The sequence below is a fragment of the Janthinobacterium sp. JC611 genome (assembly GCF_018682595.1).
Classification (GTDB): domain Bacteria; phylum Pseudomonadota; class Gammaproteobacteria; order Burkholderiales; family Burkholderiaceae_D; genus Janthinobacterium.
This window is the reverse complement of record NZ_JAFLJN010000037.1, coordinates 177,931-195,229: the sequence shown is the minus strand read 5'-3', so window position 1 is coordinate 195,229 and position 17,299 is coordinate 177,931. Positions and strand designations below refer to the sequence as shown.

19 protein-coding genes are annotated in these 17,299 nt (G+C 63.6%); 7 read left to right on the top strand and 12 right to left on the bottom strand.

What is annotated here, in order from left to right:
* Positions 1 to 49 precede the first annotated feature (49 nt).
* From J0O65_RS23405 to fliE, 12 genes are all read right to left on the bottom strand, one after another.
* On the bottom strand, positions 50 to 793 hold the full coding sequence (locus J0O65_RS23405) for a FliA/WhiG family RNA polymerase sigma factor (protein ID WP_215409589.1): 744 nt from the start codon (positions 791 to 793) through the stop codon (positions 50 to 52).
* A 33-nt stretch (positions 794 to 826) separates the two neighbouring features.
* Entirely contained in the window at positions 827 to 1,294 is a 468-nt protein-coding gene (locus J0O65_RS23400; protein WP_251349230.1) for a flagellar basal body-associated FliL family protein, read from the bottom strand.
* A gap of 5 nt (positions 1,295 to 1,299) precedes the next feature.
* Positions 1,300 to 2,445 carry a flagellar hook-length control protein FliK gene (locus tag J0O65_RS23395; RefSeq protein WP_215409588.1) on the bottom strand — a complete coding sequence of 382 codons (1,146 nt, stop codon included), beginning with the start codon at positions 2,443 to 2,445 and terminating at the stop codon, positions 1,300 to 1,302.
* Positions 2,442 to 2,759 carry a hypothetical protein gene (locus tag J0O65_RS23390; RefSeq protein ID WP_215409587.1) on the bottom strand — a complete coding sequence of 106 codons (318 nt, stop codon included), beginning with the start codon at positions 2,757 to 2,759 and terminating at the stop codon, positions 2,442 to 2,444. Before J0O65_RS23390 ends, J0O65_RS23395 begins: the two co-directional genes overlap by 4 nt.
* Positions 2,752 to 3,141, bottom strand: a complete 390-nt coding sequence (gene fliS / locus J0O65_RS23385) for a flagellar export chaperone FliS (protein ID WP_034757830.1) — start codon at positions 3,139 to 3,141, stop codon at positions 2,752 to 2,754. The genes J0O65_RS23390 and fliS overlap by 8 nt, the downstream gene beginning before the upstream one ends.
* A gap of 50 nt (positions 3,142 to 3,191) precedes the next feature.
* Positions 3,192 to 4,604: a flagellar filament capping protein FliD gene (fliD, locus tag J0O65_RS23380; protein WP_215409586.1), complete on the bottom strand. Its 1,413-nt coding sequence runs from the start codon at positions 4,602 to 4,604 to the stop codon at positions 3,192 to 3,194.
* A gap of 89 nt (positions 4,605 to 4,693) precedes the next feature.
* Complete coding sequence (gene fliJ, locus J0O65_RS23375; RefSeq protein ID WP_096235040.1) at positions 4,694 to 5,131, bottom strand: flagellar export protein FliJ; 438 nt, start codon at positions 5,129 to 5,131, stop codon at positions 4,694 to 4,696.
* A gap of 8 nt (positions 5,132 to 5,139) precedes the next feature.
* Positions 5,140 to 6,450: a flagellar protein export ATPase FliI gene (gene fliI / locus J0O65_RS23370; RefSeq protein WP_215409585.1), complete on the bottom strand. Its 1,311-nt coding sequence runs from the start codon at positions 6,448 to 6,450 to the stop codon at positions 5,140 to 5,142.
* The gene (gene fliH, locus J0O65_RS23365; RefSeq protein WP_215409584.1) at positions 6,447 to 7,136 is read right to left on the bottom strand and encodes a flagellar assembly protein FliH; all 690 of its coding nucleotides are present in this window, start codon (positions 7,134 to 7,136) and stop codon (positions 6,447 to 6,449) included. Before fliH ends, fliI begins: the two co-directional genes overlap by 4 nt.
* Complete coding sequence (locus J0O65_RS23360) at positions 7,133 to 8,173, bottom strand: flagellar motor switch protein FliG (RefSeq protein WP_215409583.1); 1,041 nt, start codon at positions 8,171 to 8,173, stop codon at positions 7,133 to 7,135. The genes fliH and J0O65_RS23360 overlap by 4 nt, the downstream gene beginning before the upstream one ends.
* Positions 8,151 to 9,884 carry a flagellar basal-body MS-ring/collar protein FliF gene (gene fliF, locus J0O65_RS23355; protein ID WP_215409582.1) on the bottom strand — a complete coding sequence of 578 codons (1,734 nt, stop codon included), beginning with the start codon at positions 9,882 to 9,884 and terminating at the stop codon, positions 8,151 to 8,153. The genes J0O65_RS23360 and fliF overlap by 23 nt, the downstream gene beginning before the upstream one ends.
* A gap of 60 nt (positions 9,885 to 9,944) precedes the next feature.
* Positions 9,945 to 10,283, bottom strand: coding sequence for a flagellar hook-basal body complex protein FliE (fliE, locus tag J0O65_RS23350; protein WP_215409581.1), 339 nt, complete (start codon positions 10,281 to 10,283; stop codon positions 9,945 to 9,947).
* A gap of 628 nt (positions 10,284 to 10,911) precedes the next feature.
* Between fliE and J0O65_RS23345 the strand changes: the two genes are divergently transcribed.
* The 7 genes from J0O65_RS23345 (at position 10,912) to J0O65_RS23315 (ending at position 17,292) form a co-directional block, all read left to right on the top strand.
* Positions 10,912 to 11,712, top strand: a complete 801-nt coding sequence (locus tag J0O65_RS23345) for a FliM/FliN family flagellar motor switch protein (protein ID WP_215409580.1) — start codon at positions 10,912 to 10,914, stop codon at positions 11,710 to 11,712.
* A gap of 1 nt (position 11,713) precedes the next feature.
* On the top strand, positions 11,714 to 12,079 hold the full coding sequence (locus J0O65_RS23340) for a FliM/FliN family flagellar motor switch protein (protein ID WP_152252601.1): 366 nt from the start codon (positions 11,714 to 11,716) through the stop codon (positions 12,077 to 12,079).
* Positions 12,076 to 12,846 carry a flagellar type III secretion system pore protein FliP gene (fliP, locus tag J0O65_RS23335; RefSeq protein ID WP_077403187.1) on the top strand — a complete coding sequence of 257 codons (771 nt, stop codon included), beginning with the start codon at positions 12,076 to 12,078 and terminating at the stop codon, positions 12,844 to 12,846. The genes J0O65_RS23340 and fliP overlap by 4 nt, the downstream gene beginning before the upstream one ends.
* A gap of 3 nt (positions 12,847 to 12,849) precedes the next feature.
* Positions 12,850 to 13,122, top strand: coding sequence for a flagellar biosynthetic protein FliQ (locus J0O65_RS23330; protein ID WP_034757874.1), 273 nt, complete (start codon positions 12,850 to 12,852; stop codon positions 13,120 to 13,122).
* An 11-nt stretch (positions 13,123 to 13,133) separates the two neighbouring features.
* Positions 13,134 to 13,931, top strand: a complete 798-nt coding sequence (locus tag J0O65_RS23325) for a flagellar biosynthetic protein FliR (RefSeq protein ID WP_215409579.1) — start codon at positions 13,134 to 13,136, stop codon at positions 13,929 to 13,931.
* Positions 13,932 to 14,068: 137 nt separating this feature from the next.
* Positions 14,069 to 15,208, top strand: coding sequence for an EscU/YscU/HrcU family type III secretion system export apparatus switch protein (locus J0O65_RS23320; protein ID WP_215409578.1), 1,140 nt, complete (start codon positions 14,069 to 14,071; stop codon positions 15,206 to 15,208).
* Positions 15,205 to 17,292: a flagellar biosynthesis protein FlhA gene (locus J0O65_RS23315; RefSeq protein WP_215409577.1), complete on the top strand. Its 2,088-nt coding sequence runs from the start codon at positions 15,205 to 15,207 to the stop codon at positions 17,290 to 17,292. Before J0O65_RS23320 ends, J0O65_RS23315 begins: the two co-directional genes overlap by 4 nt.
* Positions 17,293 to 17,299: the final 7 nt, after the last annotated feature.

The window sequence follows — 17,299 nt, the reverse complement described above, 5'->3', positions numbered from 1 at the left end:
CCTTTCTGCGTCATTGTGCTGCGTCAATTTGATGGATAGTGCTTGATACTTATGCGTCTTGCAGCATGGCTTTCATTTTGCCCAGCGCCGTCTTGTTCAATTGGCAGACGCGGGCGTCGCTCAGGTCCAGCACGGCGGCAATTTCTTTATAGCTCAGTTCGAATTCGTAATACATCTGGATCACGCGCTGTTCCCGTTCATCCAGCGTGCGCAGCGCCTGTTCCAGGCTGCGCCGCACCATCAATTGCTCTTCCGGACTCGGTGCGCTGTCGGCTTGCCCCAGGCTTTCCTGCAGCACTTCGTCAAAACTGGCGATCAGCTCGGCGTTTTCCGCCAGCTGGTATTCCTGGAAGGCTTCCGGCGTCAGTTTCAGGGCCGCCATGATTTCCGCTTCCAGCGGTTCGCGCCCCAGACGCCGGGTCAGGGCGCGCACGCTGTCGCGCAGACGGTGGCTTTCCTGACGCACGGCGCGCGGACGCCAGTCCTGGCGCCGCAATTCATCGAGGATGGCGCCGCGGATGCGCAGGCTGGCATAGCTGCCGAAAGACTGGTCTGGCACGCCGTAGCGGCGCAAGGCTTCGAGCAAGCCCATCAGGCCAATCTGTTCCATGTCGTCGCGGTCGATGGCGCCCGACACCTGCGAATTGAGCTGGCGCACGATGCGTTTCACCAGAGGGGAGTACGCCACCAGATGTTGTTGCTCTTCAGCAACGCTGAGCACGGCCGCGCAAGCGCTGGCGGCGGCATAGTCGCCGGCGCCATAGGCTTCCTGGTATTGCTCTACATAGGCCAAGGGATCTCCCACTAGGTCGGCTGGCGTGTTGGCTTATTCAATGATCAGCTTGCCGACCATGACTTCGGTGAACGGTTTTTCCATCTGTTCGCGCTCGTAGCTGACATTGAAGGCCTTGTTGATCTGTTCGGCGAATTGCTCCACCGTCATGGTCTGCGCCTTGTCCATCGGGAAGCTCGACAGGGTGCTGACGGCGATCGAGCGCATCAGCGGCAAGTGGTCCTTGGTCAGCTTTTCCTTTTCCTCGGTGGTGGCGATCACCAGGTCGGCCGACAGGTAGTGCGTTTCACCTTCGCCGGGGCCGCGGCGCAGCATCACGATGACCTTGTCCAGGGTGAGGAACTTGCGCGCCTTCTTGCCCGTGGCGGGCGGCGGGGTTTTTGCTTCGGCGACCTCGGCATGGCCGGCAACCGGCTTGGCCAGGTACCACATGGCGCCGCCAGCCGCGCCGGCGGCCAGGACGGCCACGGCGACAAAGCCGCCTATCAGTTTCATTTTCATATTCATCAGGCAATCTCTCGCTCATGCATGGCGTAAGTGGTAGCGGCAGGGCTGCCGTCGGACAGGGCGCGGCCCGGCTCGGCATCGTCCTGCTGGCGTCCAGGTTGGCGCTGGCCGCGCGCATCGCCTTCGGCAAACGCCTGCGCGGCGGGGCTGCGCGGCGTGGCGCTGATATTCACGGCCACCTCGGTGTACTGGCGCTGCGCCAGGTCGTTGCGCATGTTGTCGCCGATGCCTTGCAACTGGCGCAATACTTCCGAGTTCGACGCCGTGACGTTCACCTGCAGCGCGCCGGCCGTGTGACGGATGGAAATGTCAATGCGGCCCAGCATGGGCGGGTCGAGGCGGATCGTCGCGTGTTCGCTGTTGCGGCCGATCTGCGTCTGCAGGCGTTCGCCCAGCGCTTCGCGCAGCGGTTCCTGCCATTGCTGGGCAGGGCCGTTGAGCTTGATGGTGTCGCCGTTCGGCGCCGCCGTGGCCGTATTGCCGACCGCGCCCGTCAAGCCCAGGTTGGGCGTGGCGGGGGCCGGCGCCGCGGTGCCGCGTTCGCCTTCGCGCGCGGCAGGCGCGGCGGCGGCCGTCGCCGGCGCGGCTTGCTGCGGCAGCGCTTCGAACGGCTGTGCCGGCGCGCCGCCTTTGACAAGCGTCGCCGGGTTGGCGGCGGCCAGCGGTTCGCGCGTGTCGCGCCCTGGCGCTGGCGCCGTCGCCGGCGCTGACGCGGTGAGGGTGACGGCCGCGGGATGCAGGCTGATGTTGAGTGCCGGGTTGGCTTGCGCCACGTTCGCCTGCACCGGTGTCTGTGCTTGCGCCTGGGCGGCGGCGCGTGCCTCGGCTGCGGCCGCGTCCGTTGGCGGCAGCATCGTCACCGGCAAGCCGATGACGGGCGCGGCCATGGCCGGCAGGCCGCTGTCGGCCTGGCTGTCGCTGTCGCCGTCCTTGGCGGGCGCGGGCGTGCCGGCGTCGGCCGTTTCCACGGCGGTCACGTCGAGCACCTGCGCAAACAGGGGCAGGGCGGAGGGCGCGGCGGCATAGCTGGCATAGCCTGGCGTGCCGGGCAAAGTGGCCGTCTGAAGTGGCGCTGACGTCGCTGGCGTCGCTGCGGATGCCGCGGGTGCCGGAGCGGCCGGCGCCGTGTTGAAGTTCATGATCATGCTTGATTCCCGTCCGAGTCGTATTCGCCGAGCGCGGCGTAGGCGACCCAACCTTCCTTATTTGCCTGTAATGCACCCAGGTGTAAGCCCAGGCGTTCTTTTTCCTCAGAGCAAATTTTAACCGCTTGCGCGTGAATTTTGCGCAATTGCAACAATTCTGTTTGTTCCAGCGCATTCCATGCGCCCCGTTCGGCCAGCAGCGGGATGTTTTTCGCCAGGCTGGCCGAGAGTTTCTCCATCGCGTCCCAGTCCGGCTGCGCGATGGCCGCGCTCAGTTGCCGGCTCAGCTGCTGCAGCGCGGCGCGCCTAGGCATTGTTGGCCTGCACGCCCACCCAGCCGCGCTTGATGGTGGTCATCAAGGTCGTCACTTCGTCGATCAGGGTCGGGTCGAGCTTGATGCCGGCCGTGTACAGGCGCGCCACGCAGTAGTCGTACAGGCGCGCCAGGTTGACCACCACTTCGCCGCCATTGTCGAAATCGAGCGAGCTCGACAGACCGTTGATGATCTGCGTGCATTTATCCAGGCTGATGGCCTTTTGTTCGTAGCGCTTGCCCACGATATGCCCGCGCGCGCGCGCCAGTTCTTCCAGCAGGCCGTCCGTCAGCACCAGTACCAGCTCGACCGGTGTGGCACGGGCGGTCTGGGAGTCCAGGTTGACGGCGTGGTAGCTGCCGTAAGCTTCATTGTTCAACATGATTATTTTCTCGCTATGTTAACTGTGGCGGCGCGGCGGGCACGTGCGCCTTAGGATTTGCTGTTATTAAACATGGCATCGAACATGTCGGAATTCCGGATCATTTGCTCCTGCAATACCTGCAGGCGGGAATATTGATCCAGGAAACGGCTGTACGCCGTGTTGTATTGCGTGGTCAGGCGTTCGCTGCTCTTGGCCAGGCTTTTCTGCAACTTGTCCGTCGCTGCCATGCGTTGGGTGATCTGGCCTTTGGTGACATTGCTCCACTGGCCCAGCACCTTGTCCAGGCCGCCGAGCACGCCGGCAGGCGCCGACAGGCTGTTATTGCCGAACAGTTTGTCCAGGCCGCCAGGATTGTCCGCCAGCTTGGCCGTCAGCTTGGCGGTATTCAGGCTGATCGTGCCGTCGCGCTGGGCGGTAATGCCATACGCCACCAGCGACACGCCGTCGACGGTCAGGCGCAAGGCGTCGCCCATGCTGCTGCGCAGGGCGTTCAGGCCGGAGTCGTGGGCAAAGATGCCGGCGGCGATATTTTTCTCCGGATTGCCGGGGCTGGCCAGGCCATCCATCACGCTTTTCAGCTTGTTGTAGGCATCGACGAAAGCCTGCACATTGGCAATGGTGCCGGCGCTGTCGGTGCCGACGGTCACGGTCATCGGATTCTCGCCGGCCGTCATGGCCTTGGTGAACGTCATTTTCACGTCGGGCACGTTGGTGAAGGTATTCGACGCCTGGGTGATCTTGGTGCCGGAACCCTGCGCGCCCAGCCAGACGATGGCATCCTTGGGCGCCACGAGGGTCTTCTTGTCGCTCTGCAACGCTGTCTGCAGCGTCGGATCCGTCACGCTGCCCGTGTCGATCGAGACGGCATTGGCGACGCCGGTGAGATTCGACGTCAGCACCAGTTGCGCCTGGTTGCCGATATTGATGACGGAAGCGGTGACGCGCGCGTTATTCTTGCTGTTGCCATTGATGGCGGCGGCGAGTTCCTGTGGCGTCAGGTAGGCGTCGCCATCCTTGTTGGCGGCGGCCAGGTCGATGTCGAAGGCGTTGTCGGCGGTGACAGCGGCCAGCGGATCGCCGATGCGGATGGTCATGTTGCCGCCGTTGGCGGGCGTAGTGCTGCTCAAGCCGCCGTACGAAGTCTGGCTGGCCGTGGCCAGTTGTTCTACAAAGAACGCGTAGCTGCCCGGCGCCGCCTTGATGCCGGCCGTGGCCGTGCCATACGCGGTGTTGCTGAAGGTGGCGGACTGGCTCAGCACGGACTTGCTGGACGTCATGTTCGTCATCGCCAGCTGGAATGCCGAGATGGCCGATTTCAGGTTGCTCAGCGCGCTAGTGGTATTGTTGGCAAGCGTGGTCTGAGCCGCCAGGGCTGCTTTTTGCGCCGCCACCGATTTGGTAGCCAGTTGTTCTGCTGTGACGAGCGGATCGTATCGTGGTGCGGTAATTGCGTTTGCCATGCCAGACTCCTGAATAAAGGGATATACCGGTACAAGGCGACCCCCATTCCCGTTTCGTGAAGTTTTCCTGAAAGAAACTTACACAAACCTCATTTTACCTGCCCGCGGAACCAGAATTGGGTCGCCAGCTCGTCTTGCCGCTTGGCATCGACACGTTGTTGCTCATTTGCAACATGTTTCTGTTTTTGCGTCAGCACCTGGTCCAGCACCTCGCGCTTGGCCCAGGCCGTATTCAGGGCGCGTTGCGAAACGGCCATGTTGGCTTCGTGCAAATGCAAATCGGTACGGTGCTGGTCGGCCATCTGCATCACGGCTTGCTTGAAGTTGCCGCAGTTGACGGACAGGGCCAGGGGCAGGGCGCCGCTGGGGCCGCTATCCGTGTACAGACCCGTCAGGCGCTCCAGGTTTTTCTGGTAGCGCTCGCGCACGGCCGTCTGCGCCGCCATGTCACTCTGCAGGCGTTCCACTTCGGTGCTGCGCAGGCCGACCAGGGTGGTCAGGTTGCGGATGGTATGCGCGTCGCTCACGTATGCTCCTAGGCCATGATCTGTTCAAGTTGTTCGATGCACGGTCCCATCGGCGCCTCTTCCTTGGTGCCCTGGCACAGGAAGGCTTCGATGGGCGCGTGCAGCTGGACGGCGCGGTCGGTGATCGGGTCGGCGCCGGGCACGTAGGCGCCCAGCGGGATCAGGTCGCGCACGCGCGCGTGGCGCGCCATCGACGCCTTCAGCGCGCGCGCCGCCTGCATGTGGGTGGGCGTGATCACCTGCGCCATGCAGCGGCTGATCGAGGCGGCGATGTCGATGGCGGGGTAGTGGCCCCGCTCGGCCAGTTCGCGCGTGAGCACGATGTGGCCGTCGAGAATCGCGCGCGCCGTGTCGACCACCGGGTCCTGCTGGTCGTCGCCTTCGGCCAGCACCGTGTAGATGGCGCTCATGCTGCCTTCCGGGTGGGCGCCATTGCCGGCGCTTTCCACCAGCTGCGGCAGGTTCGAAAACACGGACGGCGGGTAGCCGCGCGTGGCCGGCGGCTCGCCCAAGGCCAGCGCCACTTCGCGCAAGGCCATCGCGTAGCGCGTCAGCGAATCGACCAGCAGCAGCACGTGCTTGCCCTGGTCGCGGTAATGCGCGGCGATCGAATGGCATAACTCGGTGGCCATGATGCGCATCAGGGGCGATTCATCGGCGGGCGCGATCACCAGCACGGCCTTTTTCAAGCCTTCGGCGCCCAGCGACTTTTCCACGAATTCGCGCACTTCACGGCCCCGTTCGCCGATCAGGCCGACGACGACCACGTCGGCCACCGTCTGGCGCGTGATCAGACCCAGCAGCACGCTCTTGCCCACGCCGGAGCCGGCCATCAGGCCCACGCGCTGGCCCTTGCCCAGGGTCAGCATGCTGTTGATGGCCCGCACGCCCACGTCCAGCGGCTCGACCACCGGTTGTTTCTTCAGGGGATTGATCTTCGGCGGCGTCACTTCCAGGACGTGTTCGCCGCCGAGGCGGCCCAGGTCGTCGATCGGTTCGCCCAGGCCATTGACCATGCGGCCCAGCCACGACGGGCCGATCTGCAGGCTGGCCTTGTCGGGCAGGGGCAGGACGCGCGCGCCCGTGGTCAGGCCCGTGGCCTTCTTGAACGGCATCAGGTAGGAGAGTTTTTCGCGAAAACCCACGACTTGCGCATCGAGCCATTCGCCGTTCACAGTTTCAATCTGACAACGCTGGCCCGTGTGCAGGCGGCAGCCGGCGCTTTCCAGCAGCAGGCCGGAAGCGCCGACCAGGCGGCCGGTGGGTGTCGCGACCGGAATGTCGCCGATCTCGAAGCTGCGCAGCGTGTCGGCGATCATGCAGGCGCGCCCTGGTCCGCGTGTTCGGCGGCCAGCGCCAGGTGGCTGCTGACTTGTTCCATGCAAGCCGACAGGCGCTGGTGGCAGCCCGCGTCGACTTCATTGTCGCCCGCCTTGATGCGGCATTCGCCCGCGTCGAGGCGCGCGTCGGCGATCAGGTTCCAGCGCTTGGCGCGTTTCGGATCGAGCTCGCTGATGCGTTTCAATTCTTCCGGATTGAGGAAGACGTCGATTTCCTCGCGCGTGGGCGGCATCGAGGCCAGGGTCTCGTCGACCAGGGCCAGCAATTGCACCGGCTGCAGCGCCAGTTCGGCGCGGATCACCTGGCGCGCCACCTTGGCCACCAGGTCGACCACTTCCTTGCGCTGCGCTTCGCGGTAATCGGCGCGCACTTTTTTCAGGTCGCGCAAAATGGCGTCGACGGGGCGCGCCAGGCGGTCCAGCGCCACCAGGGTTTCATTGCGGCCTTCTTCGCGGCCCTGCGCCACGCCATCGCTGCGTCCGGCGTCGTAGCCGTCCTGCTGGCCTTGCACCAGGCCCACTTCGTAGCCGTCGCGCTGGCCCTGCTCGAAGCCTTCCGAGACGGACGCCTGCCACTGGCCATCGGCATCCTCGTTGGAGGCGCGCTGGCCGGCGGCGATGAATTGCGACAGCGGCGGGAAACGATACGAGCGGAAGTGTTTCATTCGATCACCGCTTCGGCAAACAATTGCACTTCGATCTCGCCCGCATCGGCGAGACCCTTGACGGTGGCCATGATTTCCTGGCGCGTCTGTTCGATGCGGCTCAATGGCACGGGGCCGGAGCGGCGCATCATGTCCTCGAAGCTCTGCGCCTGGCGGCGCGGCATGGTTTTCAGCACGGCTTCGCGGATCGACGGTTCCGCGCCCTTGAGGGCGATGGCCCACTGTTCCATCGGCACGTCTTCCAGGATGCGCGTGAGCGTGACGTCGCTCTGCGTGGCGAGGATCAGGAAGTCGTACATGCTCAGTTCGATTTCCGAGACCACTTCCGGGTCGTGCGCGCGCAGCAGCTCGACCAGCGCGGCGCGGTTGCCCGGCATGCGGTTGAGGATCTCGGCGGCCTGGCGGATGCCTTCCACGCTGGTGCTCTGCGTGTCGAGCGTACCCAGGCAGCGGCCCACCAGTTCGTCGAGCTCGACCAGCAGGTCGCGGTCGATCTCGTCCAGGCGCGCCAGGTTCAGCAAGACCAGGTCGCGGCCTTCGACGGGCAGGGCGTCGAGGATCTGGCCGGCCAGCGCGGGCGGCAAAAAGGCCAGGAACACGGCTTGCATCTGCACGTGCTCGTTGACGATGTATTCGGCCAGCCATTTTGGCGAGGCCCACTGCAGGCGCGCCATTTTCGGGCGGATCGCGTCGCCGTAAATGTTGTTCAGCACGCTATTTGCGATATCGCTGCCCAGCGCCATGTCCAGCGAGCGCTTCAGGTAGCTGCGCGAGGCGCCGTGCACGCCGCTTTGCTGGCGGTAGTCGTCGAAGAAGGTCTGCATGGCCGTTTTCACGGATTCGACCTTGATGCCGCTCATGCGCGACATCACCTGCGTGACTTCCAGCAATTCTTCACGCGACAGGCAGCGCAGCACATTGGCCGCCTGTTCTTCGCCGATGCTCAGCAGCACGATGGCGGCCTGTTCCACAGGGCTCAGATTGACGCTCTCGACTTCTGCGTCGTCAGGGAAATTATTGTTGTTGAGTTCGGCCATTTTTCTGCATCCATTGTTTGACGACTTCGGCGACACGCTCGGGTTCTTTTTCCGCCAGCACTTTCAGGTGGTCGACCATCACGTCGACCGCCGAGCCGGGTGGCGGCAAGTCATAATTTTCCAGCAGCGGCACGACCGGCATGCTGCCGCCGGCGGCGGCTTCGCCTTCGAGCGCCAGCGGTGTGCCATTCACGCCCAGGGCAGGCGCGCCGGCAACGGCCGCGCCATTCGCGCCGGCGGCGTTGCTGCCGCCCAGTGCCAGGGCCGGGTCGAGCTGTTTCAGCGTCGGCGGCGCCAGGCGCGTGGTCAACAGGCGCAGCAGCGGACGCAGGATCAGGAAGTAGCCGAGCACGGCGCCCAGGGCGTACAGCAGCCAGCTGCTGAAATCGACGACGGTGTCGCGCTCTTCCCACCACTGCGCCACGGGCGGCTTGGCCGGGAAGGGCAGCGCCGTCAGGCTCAGGCTGTCGCCGCGCTGGGCGTTGATGCCGAGGCCGCTGTTGAGCATTTTTTCAATATTGCCCAGTTCGGCAGGAGTCCAGCCGGTTTTCGGATTCGGTGCGGCGGCGCTGTTGAGGACGACGGCGACGCTGAGTTTTTCCAGGCGGCCACGGCTGCGCTTGATCTGCGTGATGCTGCGGTCGTAGGCGTACTGGCGCGTGGTGGCGTTCTTGCGGGCCGTGCCGTCGTCGGACGGCTTCGGCGCGCCATCGGCAGGGGCGGCGCCGGCGGCGTCGGTCGGTGCCGGCACGGCGGCCGCCGGCGGACGGTTCGACAGGCTGCCCGGGATGCCGGCCACGGTGCGGTTGCGTTCCTGTTCTTCGCGCATCGCTTCGCTCGTCACTTTCGGGGCTTCGCCGTATTTTTCCAGCGTTTCGTCCACGCGGTCGTTGTTCACGGCGGCCGTCACGCTGAGCTTGAAGTTGTCTTCGCCGATGACGGGACCGAGCAAGCCCGTGACGTTGCGGCGGATCTCATCCTGGAAGCGCTTGGCGCCTTCATTGCCGGCGGCCGAGGCATCGAAGCCGTCCGTCAGGTCGACGTGCGCGGACAGCAGGTTGCCGCCCTGGTCGACCAGGCTCACGCGCGTGGGCGCCAGGCTGGCGACGCTGCCGGCCACCATGTTGATGACGGCGGCGATCTGTTCCGGCGCCAGGGTGCGGCCCGGTTTCAGCGCCACCACGATCGAGGCGGACGATTTGTCGCCGTCGCTGGCGACGAACGACGTCGACTTGGCAATCGACAGATGGACGCGCGCCGAAGCGATCGCGTCCATCGTCATGATGCTTTGCGCCAGTTCGCCTTCCAGGCCGCGGCGGAAGCGCACGTCCTGCACGAACTGGGACACACCCAGCGGGTCATTCTTGTCCATCAGTTCCAGGCCGGCCGGCAGTTGCGCCGTCACGCCCTTCGAGGCGAGCAGCATGCGCACCTTGCCCAACATGGCGTCGGGCACCAGCACCTGGCCGCTGTCCGGATGCAGGCGGTAGGGGATGTGCTCGGCGTCCAGCGTGGCCATCATGTCCGTCACGGCCACTTTTTCGCGCGCGCCAAACACCGGCTTGTAGTTGGCCTGGTCGCGCCAGGCATACATGGTCACCATGGCGGTGATGCCGATGGCCAGCACGACGATGGGAACCAGGTTTTTCAGCAGGGCGGGCGGGATGGCGGGCTGGGCGCCAGGGCGCCAGCGCGCAAATGCGGACTTCATGGTGGTAATCACTTGGGGTAACTTTCGCTGGGAGGCTGGGCGTGGATCAGGACGTGAAGATTACAGAGGCAGTTTGATGAGTTCGTCGACGGCGCCCATGACTTTGTTGCGCACTTGCATCAACATGGAGAAGGACAGGCTCGCTTCCTGGCTGGCCAGCATGGCGCCGACCATGTCGTCGCTCTTGCCGCTGTCGACGTCGCTCATTTTTTGCGCGGCCAGGCGGTCATCGCCGTTGACCTTGCCGATGGCGTCTTGCATGCTTTGCGCGAAGGAGAAGCCGGATGCTTCCGGTGCGCCGAACTGGGCGGCCGGCGCGATGCTGGCGCCCAGGGCGCGCGCGTCATTGCTCAGTGCTGCCAGATCGGCCTTGATCAGACCTGCGAGTTCGTTGCTCATCGTGCCCTCTACTTTCAATATGCGGTGACGTATCAATCAGAATTACTGGTGTTGCCATTCCGGCAGACATTAGATTCAATGCCATCGTGCCCGGCCCGATGTGCAGGGCCCATCAGTTTTATCAGTTGCCACACCATCCGCTCAAGCAGATTCAAACAACCCCGGCAAACCCATGCCGACGTGATTTACATGGCCATGACAACTAATATTTATCTGATAATGGTTTCTGCTGATGGCAATAAGAAGAACTGGAAACTGCCATAAAACCGGAATCAGGTAAGCGGAATGGCGCACTGCAAATCGACATTTGGTCGCCATAAGCTTACCTGTAGGCAACTATAAAGTAAAGAGAGGATTGCCTCAAGGAATATTGATACATGGCAATATTTGGCTTTTTCATGTATTGTTCAGCACCGTAGTCATCTAGCATGCGATACGATGCGCAATCGTTTGCTTGCGGACCAGTTCGCCAGGGCAAGATGACGCTGTATTTAATTTCGGGCGATCCGTATAATTTGTTCTGCCACCGCAATACCGACATGACCACTACATGACAATCATTACCAAGACAGATCAAACTGTGCGCCATCAAGTCCTCGATTCCTGTCTGCTTGGACGTCCTGTTCATTTGCTGCATGTATTCGGCGCCCAGCTACGCGACGACCTGGCCGTGGCCTTGCGCCAGCCGATGAGTCGTCGCTACTGGGGCAACTTCCAGATCGATGCCGTGACCTTGTCGCGCGTGGAGAACGAAGACAGCGTGAACCGCTGGCTGAGTTTTTCCACGCCGGCCGGCCAGACGGGCTTTGCCCTCGAACGGCAGATACTCTTGAGCGTGCTGAACTATCGCTATGGTAGTGCCGGCGCCAAGGGGGCGCTGCCCGATCCGGCGCAGGTGCGCGTGACCGCCACGGAGGAGCGCCTCGCTGTGGTGCTTGGACAACAGTTGGTGAACAGTTTGTTCGCCCGCGTCCACAAGAACCTGCAAACCCTGGGCAAGAGCAGCGACATCGACACCAGTGCCGAGGTCGCCGCGCAGTCGGGCGTGCATCCGGCGCGCGGCAGCTGGATCGTCACCGTGGCGCTGAGCGACGTCGAAGCGGGGCAGAGCGGTCAGTTCTGGTTCTCGCTGGACAAGCGCCTGATGGCCGACGTGTTGCGCGGGCTGCTGCCCGAGCGCGCGCAGGCGAAGAAAGCCTTGCGTGGCAGCGTGCGCCCGCTGGCGTCGCGTTTGCAAGTGACGCTGGAAGGCCGGCTCGTCAGCAAACAGGTGCAACTGGGCGCCTTGTTCGACCTGCGCGTGGGCGACGTGATTCCCGTTAGCCTCAGCCGTACCGACGTCATGCTCGACGATTCCCGTTTATTTACAGCTGCTGTTTCCGAACACAAGGGCAAGCTCTGTTTAACCTCCTTTGAAGATGTCGAATAATATGAATATGACCGATACCAACCAGAGCGAAACCCTGCTGGAAGACCTGGGCGATGACATGATCATCGACCAGGGCGACGTGTCCGAAGTGGCCAGCGGCCGCGCGCGGCGCGACATTCCGCAGATGATGCGCAAGATTCCCGTCACCCTGACCCTGGAAGTGGGCTCGGCCCGCATATCGCTGGAAGAGTTGATGGCCATCGGCCCGGAAAGCGTGATCGAACTCGACATGCTGGCCGGCGAACCGCTGGTGATCAAGGTCAACGGCACGCCGATCGGCCGTGCCGAAGTGGTGGTGGCCGGCGAGAACTATGGCCTGAAAGTCATCGACCTCGACGGCCTCAATCTCGACCTGATGACAGCATGAAGCTGGCGGTACCCGGTTTGAGCCGGCGCCGCGGCGCGCTGGCCGCCGCGCTGGCTGTTCCCGTTCTGATGCTGTGCTGCAACGCCGCCGGCGCGCAGGACCTGCTGTCCGGCGTGGTGCCGGGCGCGAAGACCGACCTGTCGGTGAAGATGCAGATCCTGGTCGTCATGACCCTGCTCGGGCTGCTGCCCGTGATGGTCATGATGATGACCAGCTTTACCCGCTTCGTCATCGTGCTGTCCCTGCTGCGCCAGGCCCTGGGCCTGCAGCAGGGTTTGCCCAACCGCATCGTCACGGGCATCGCCCTGATCCTCACCTTGCTGGTCATGCGCCCCATCGGCGACCAGGTGTGGAAGGAAGCGTTCGTGCCTTACGACCGCGACCAGATCGGCATGCAGGAAGCGCTGAAGATCGCCGAAGTGCCGATTTCGCGCTTCATGCTGGCCCAGACGAGCAAGGCCGCGCTGGCGCAGATCGCGCACCTGGCCGGCGAGCCGTCCAGCATGCGCCCGCAAGACCACAGTTTCACGGTCAAGCTGGCGGCGTTTGTCTTGTCCGAACTCAAGACGGCGTTCCAGATCGGCTGCATGCTGTTCATCCCCTTCCTCATCATCGACCTGGTGGTGGCGTCCGTGCTGATGGCCATGGGCATGATGATGCTGTCGCCGCTCGTCATCTCGCTGCCGTTCAAGCTGTTGCTGTTCGTGCTGGTCGATGGCTGGACCCTGACCGTCAACACCTTGGTTACCAGCATACAGGGATATTGACCGATGTTTACCCCTGAAGTCGCCGTCGACCTGATCATCGAAGCGCTGCATGTCGTGATGCTGCTGGTGGTGATCCTGGTCGTGCCCGGTTTGCTCATGGGCTTGCTGGTCGCGCTGGTGCAGGCGGCCACCTCGATCAATGAACAGACCATGAGTTTCCTGCCGCGCCTGCTGGTCACCTTGCTGGCCCTGATCCTGGCCGGACGCTGGATGGCCGGTTACCTGATGGATTATTGCGTGTCCATTTTTCAGCGCGCCGCCACCCTGGTCGGATAGCGCCGCGCGCCATGGATCAGATCTTCAATCAGGTGCTGCCGTTTCTGCTGGCCGTGTGGTGGCCGTTCTGCCGCATCCTGGCCATGCTCAGCGCCTCGCCCGTGATCGGCGACGCGATGGTGCCCGTCCCCGTGCGGGTGCTGCTGTCGCTGGTGCTGGCGATCCTGATGCTGCCCGTGATGCAGGCGTCGGGCGTGTCGCAGGAGTTGCTGAAGATCGATCCGTTTTCCCTGCACGCCGCCGTCGCCACCCTGGAGCAGGCCATCATCGGCTTCATCCTGGGCCTGGCCTTCCACTTCGCCATGTCCGTCATGTCGGTGCTCGGTTACCTGGTGTCGAGCCAGGTGGGCTTTTCCATGGCCGTCATGAACGATCCGCTCAACGGCACCTCGTCGGACGTGATCTCGGGGCTGCTGACCATCATGTGCATGATCGTGTTTTTCGCCATCGACGGCCACCTCGTGCTGACGGGCGTGATCGGCGCCAGTTTCACGGCCTGGCCGGTGGGGCAGGGCTACGGGCCGATGTTGCTGCAGACGGTGGCGTATAACGTGGCGTGGATCTTCGCCGCCGCCATGCTGCTGGCCTTGCCCATCGTCTTTTCCACCATGGTGGTGCAGCTGGGTTTCGGCTTCCTGAACCGGGTGGCGCCGTCGCTGAACCTGTTTTCGCTGGGTTTTTCCATGATCACCATGTTCGGCCTCTTGATGCTGATCCAGATCGTGCGCTTCATCCCGGAACACTATGTCGCCATGACCAATCGCGTGCTCGACATGATCGCCGAACAGATGCGGGTGGCCCATGGATAGCGCACGTGCCAACAAGCTACTGCGCAGTCCACTTCCGGGCATCCGTTGCTCGCTGTACCTCCGTACAGCTGCGCTACTCAACCCGGCATTGAACTTGCTCGCTACGCTTGTCGGGCACGTGCGGAAAGGGGTGGCCCATGGCGGATAGCAGCACGGGCGACAAGACAGAAAAGGCGTCACAGCAAAAGCTGAAGAAGTCGCGCCAGGAAGGGCAGGTGGTGCGTTCGCGCGACCTGTCGACGGCGCTGGGCATCCTGATCAGCATGAAGGTCTTCATTTACCTGCTGCCGGGCTACCTGCAAAGCTTTCGCGAGCTGTTCGCCATGGCCTTCATGCCGCTCGACAGCAAGGGCGCGCTGGACAATGCCATGTCGATGGCGTTCACGACGTCGGTGGGCTTGCTGATCAAGATGATCGTGCCGCTGTTCTGCGTGCCCCTGTTTGTGGTGCTCGGCTCATTGATCCCTGGCGGCTGGGTCATCAGCACGAAGAACTGGATGCCGAAGATGGAGCGCCTGAGCCCGGCCAAGAACCTGGGGCGCCTGTTCGCGCCCAAGCATGCGTTTGAATTCGGCCTGTCCATCGCCAAGGCCGCCGTGCTGGGCATGGTGCTCGTGCACGTGAGCCGCGCCAGCCTGACGCAGTACGTGGACTTGCAACACCGGCCCCTGCAGCAAGCCATGCTCGATGGCTCGGCGCTGATGCTCGACGGCCTGATGGCGCTCATTTCCGTCTTCGTCCTGTTTGCCATCATCGACGTGCCGGCGCAGGCGTTTTTCTTTGCCCGTAACCAGCGCATGAGCAAGCAGGATGTCAAGGAAGAGCACAAGAGCAGCGAAGGCCGCCCCGAAGTGCGCCAGCGCATCCGCCAGTTGCAGCAGCAGATCGGCCGGCGCAGCGTGCGCAAGACCGTGCCGGACGCCGACGTGGTGATCGTCAATCCCGAGCATTACGCCGTCGCGCTCAAATATGACCAGGACCGCGCCGAGGCGCCGTTCGTCGTCGCCAAGGGCGTCGACGAGATGGCGCTGTACATCCGCCAAGTGGCGAAGGAACACGATATTGAAACGCTGGAGTTGCCGCCGCTGGCGCGCGCCATCTACAACACCAGCCAGGTGCAGCAGCAGATTCCCGTGCAGCTGTACCAGGCCGTGTCGCAGGTGCTCAACTACATACTCCAGCTGAAAGCATTCCGTACTGGGCAGCGTGCCGCCCAGCCCCCATTTCCCACCGAGGTGGTCGTGCCATCTCATTTGAGCGAGGTAGTACCTTCATGAATTTCCTGAACCGCGTGGTTGCTGAAATGCGCCGCCACAAGTTCGCCACGCCGCTGTTCCTGCTGGTGATCCTGGCGATGATCATCCTGCCGCTGCCACCGGTGCTGCTCGATATCTTGTTCACTTTCAATATCGTGCTGGCACTGATCGTCATCCTCGTCAGCGTCTCGGCCAAGCGGCCGCTCGATTTCTCCGTCTTCCCGACGGTGATCCTGGCCACCACCATGCTCAGGCTGACCCTCAACGTGGCATCGACGCGCGTGGTGCTGCTGCACGGCCATACGGGCGCGGACGCGGCCGGTAAGGTGATCGAGGCGTTTGGTAACGTCGTGATTGGTGGTAACTTCGTCGTCGGTATCGTGGTCTTCGTGATCTTGATGATCATCAACTTCGCCGTCGTCACCAAGGGCGCCGAGCGTATTTCCGAAGTGTCCGCGCGCTTTACCCTCGATGCCTTGCCGGGCAAGCAGATGGCCATCGACGCCGACCTGAACGCCGGTCTGATCAACCAGGAAAAAGCCCAGATCCGCCGCAAGGACGTGGCCGCCGAGGCGGATTTCTACGGCGCCATGGACGGCGCCTCGAAGTTCGTGCGCGGCGACGCCGTCGCCAGTATCCTGATCCTGATCATCAATATGGTGGGCGGCGTGGCCATCGGCTCGCTGATGCACGACCTGTCGTTCGGCGACGCCTTCCGCCAGTACGCATTGCTGACCATCGGCGATGGCCTGGTGGCGCAGATTCCGGCGCTGCTGCTGTCGGCCGCCGCCGCCATCCTGGTCACGCGCATCAGCGATTCGGGCGACTTCGAACAGCAGGTGGCTGGCCAGGTGCTGACCTCGCCAACGGTGATCTTCAGCGCGGCCGGCATGATGGTGGCGCTGGCCTTGATCCCGGGCATGCCGTGGTTCATGTTCATGACCTTTGCGGCCGTGCTGGCCTTCGTGGCCTGGCGCCTGACCAAGCGCGTGAAGGGGCCCGACGCGGCCGGCATGGCGGCCATCGAGGCGGCCTTGCGCGACGAGCGCCCGGCCGAGCTGGAGTGGCAGCAATTGCCCGCCGTGCAGCCGCTGATGGTGATGCTCGGCTACAAGCTGGTCGGCATGGTCGACAAGACGCAAGGCGAACCGTTGACCAAGCGCGTCAAGGGCGTGCGCCAGAGCCTGTCCGAGGCCATGGGCTTGCTGCTGCCGAATATCGGCGTGCGCGACGACCTGGCCCTGAAGCCGTCGCAGTACGCCATCGTGCTGTCGGGCACCGTGGTGGCGCAGGCGGAAGTGCAGGCCGACCGGCTGATGGCGATCCCGTCGCCGAACGTGTATGGCCAGCTGGACGGCATTCCCGGCATCGAGCCGGCCTACGGCATGCCCGTCACGTGGATCGAGCCGAGTGAAAAGGCGCATGCGCTGGGCCTCGGTTACCAGGTCATCGAGGCGCCCAGCGTGATTGCCACGCACTTGTCGAAGATGGTGCGCGAATACTTGCCGGAACTGTTCCGCCACGAAGACGTGTCGAACATGATGGAACGCCTGACGGCCCTGTCGCCGAAGCTGGCCGGCGCGCTGGACAAGGCGCTCACGCACACGCAGTTGCTGCGCGTGTTCCGCGTCTTGCTGGCGGAAAATGTGTCGCTGAAGGATATCGTGCCCATCGCCACCACCTTGCTCGACAGCTCGGAAACGACCAAGGACCCGATCCTGCTGGCCGCCGAAGTGCGCTGTGCGCTGCGGCGCCAGATCGTCAGCGGCCTGTTCGGCCAGAAGATGGAAATGCAGGCATTCAACCTGGGCGGCGAGCTGGAAAACATGCTGCTCGGTTCGCTGAACCAGGCGCGCCAGGCGGGCAAGGTGACGCTGGATAACTATCCGATCGATCCGCACCTGCTGTCGCAGCTGCAAGTGAACATGCCGGTGGCGCGCGAGCAGATGAAGCAGCAAGCCACGCCGCCGCTGCTGCTGGTGCTGCCGCAGATCCGCCCGTTGCTGGCCCGCTATGCGCGCCTGTTCGCGCCGGGCCTGCACGTGCTGTCGTACAACGAAATCCCGGAGAACCGCGAAGTGAGCATCATCGGCACGGTGGGGTAGTACGGTG

Bases quoted from the DNA above. Each gene is read 5' to 3' on its own strand.
- fliF (WP_215409582.1), bottom strand. From the start codon at position 9,884: ATGAAGTCCGCATTTGCGCGCTGGCGCCCTGGCGCCCAGCCCGCCATC.
- fliD (WP_215409586.1), bottom strand. From the start codon at position 4,604: ATGGCAAACGCAATTACCGCACCACGATACGATCCGCTCGTCACAGCA.
- fliP (WP_077403187.1), top strand. From the start codon at position 12,076: ATGAAGCTGGCGGTACCCGGTTTGAGCCGGCGCCGCGGCGCGCTGGCC.
- J0O65_RS23390 (WP_215409587.1), bottom strand. From the start codon at position 2,759: ATGCCTAGGCGCGCCGCGCTGCAGCAGCTGAGCCGGCAACTGAGCGCG.
- J0O65_RS23340 (WP_152252601.1), top strand. From the start codon at position 11,714: ATGAATATGACCGATACCAACCAGAGCGAAACCCTGCTGGAAGACCTG.
- fliI (WP_215409585.1), bottom strand. From the start codon at position 6,450: ATGATCGCCGACACGCTGCGCAGCTTCGAGATCGGCGACATTCCGGTC.
- J0O65_RS23395 (WP_215409588.1), bottom strand. From the start codon at position 2,445: ATGATCATGAACTTCAACACGGCGCCGGCCGCTCCGGCACCCGCGGCA.
- J0O65_RS23325 (WP_215409579.1), top strand. From the start codon at position 13,134: ATGGATCAGATCTTCAATCAGGTGCTGCCGTTTCTGCTGGCCGTGTGG.
- J0O65_RS23330 (WP_034757874.1), top strand. From the start codon at position 12,850: ATGTTTACCCCTGAAGTCGCCGTCGACCTGATCATCGAAGCGCTGCAT.
- fliE (WP_215409581.1), bottom strand. From the start codon at position 10,283: ATGAGCAACGAACTCGCAGGTCTGATCAAGGCCGATCTGGCAGCACTG.
- J0O65_RS23320 (WP_215409578.1), top strand. From the start codon at position 14,069: ATGGCGGATAGCAGCACGGGCGACAAGACAGAAAAGGCGTCACAGCAA.
- fliH (WP_215409584.1), bottom strand. From the start codon at position 7,136: ATGAAACACTTCCGCTCGTATCGTTTCCCGCCGCTGTCGCAATTCATC.
- J0O65_RS23360 (WP_215409583.1), bottom strand. From the start codon at position 8,173: ATGGCCGAACTCAACAACAATAATTTCCCTGACGACGCAGAAGTCGAG.
- J0O65_RS23400 (WP_251349230.1), bottom strand. From the start codon at position 1,294: ATGAAAATGAAACTGATAGGCGGCTTTGTCGCCGTGGCCGTCCTGGCC.
- J0O65_RS23315 (WP_215409577.1), top strand. From the start codon at position 15,205: ATGAATTTCCTGAACCGCGTGGTTGCTGAAATGCGCCGCCACAAGTTC.
- fliS (WP_034757830.1), bottom strand. From the start codon at position 3,141: ATGTTGAACAATGAAGCTTACGGCAGCTACCACGCCGTCAACCTGGAC.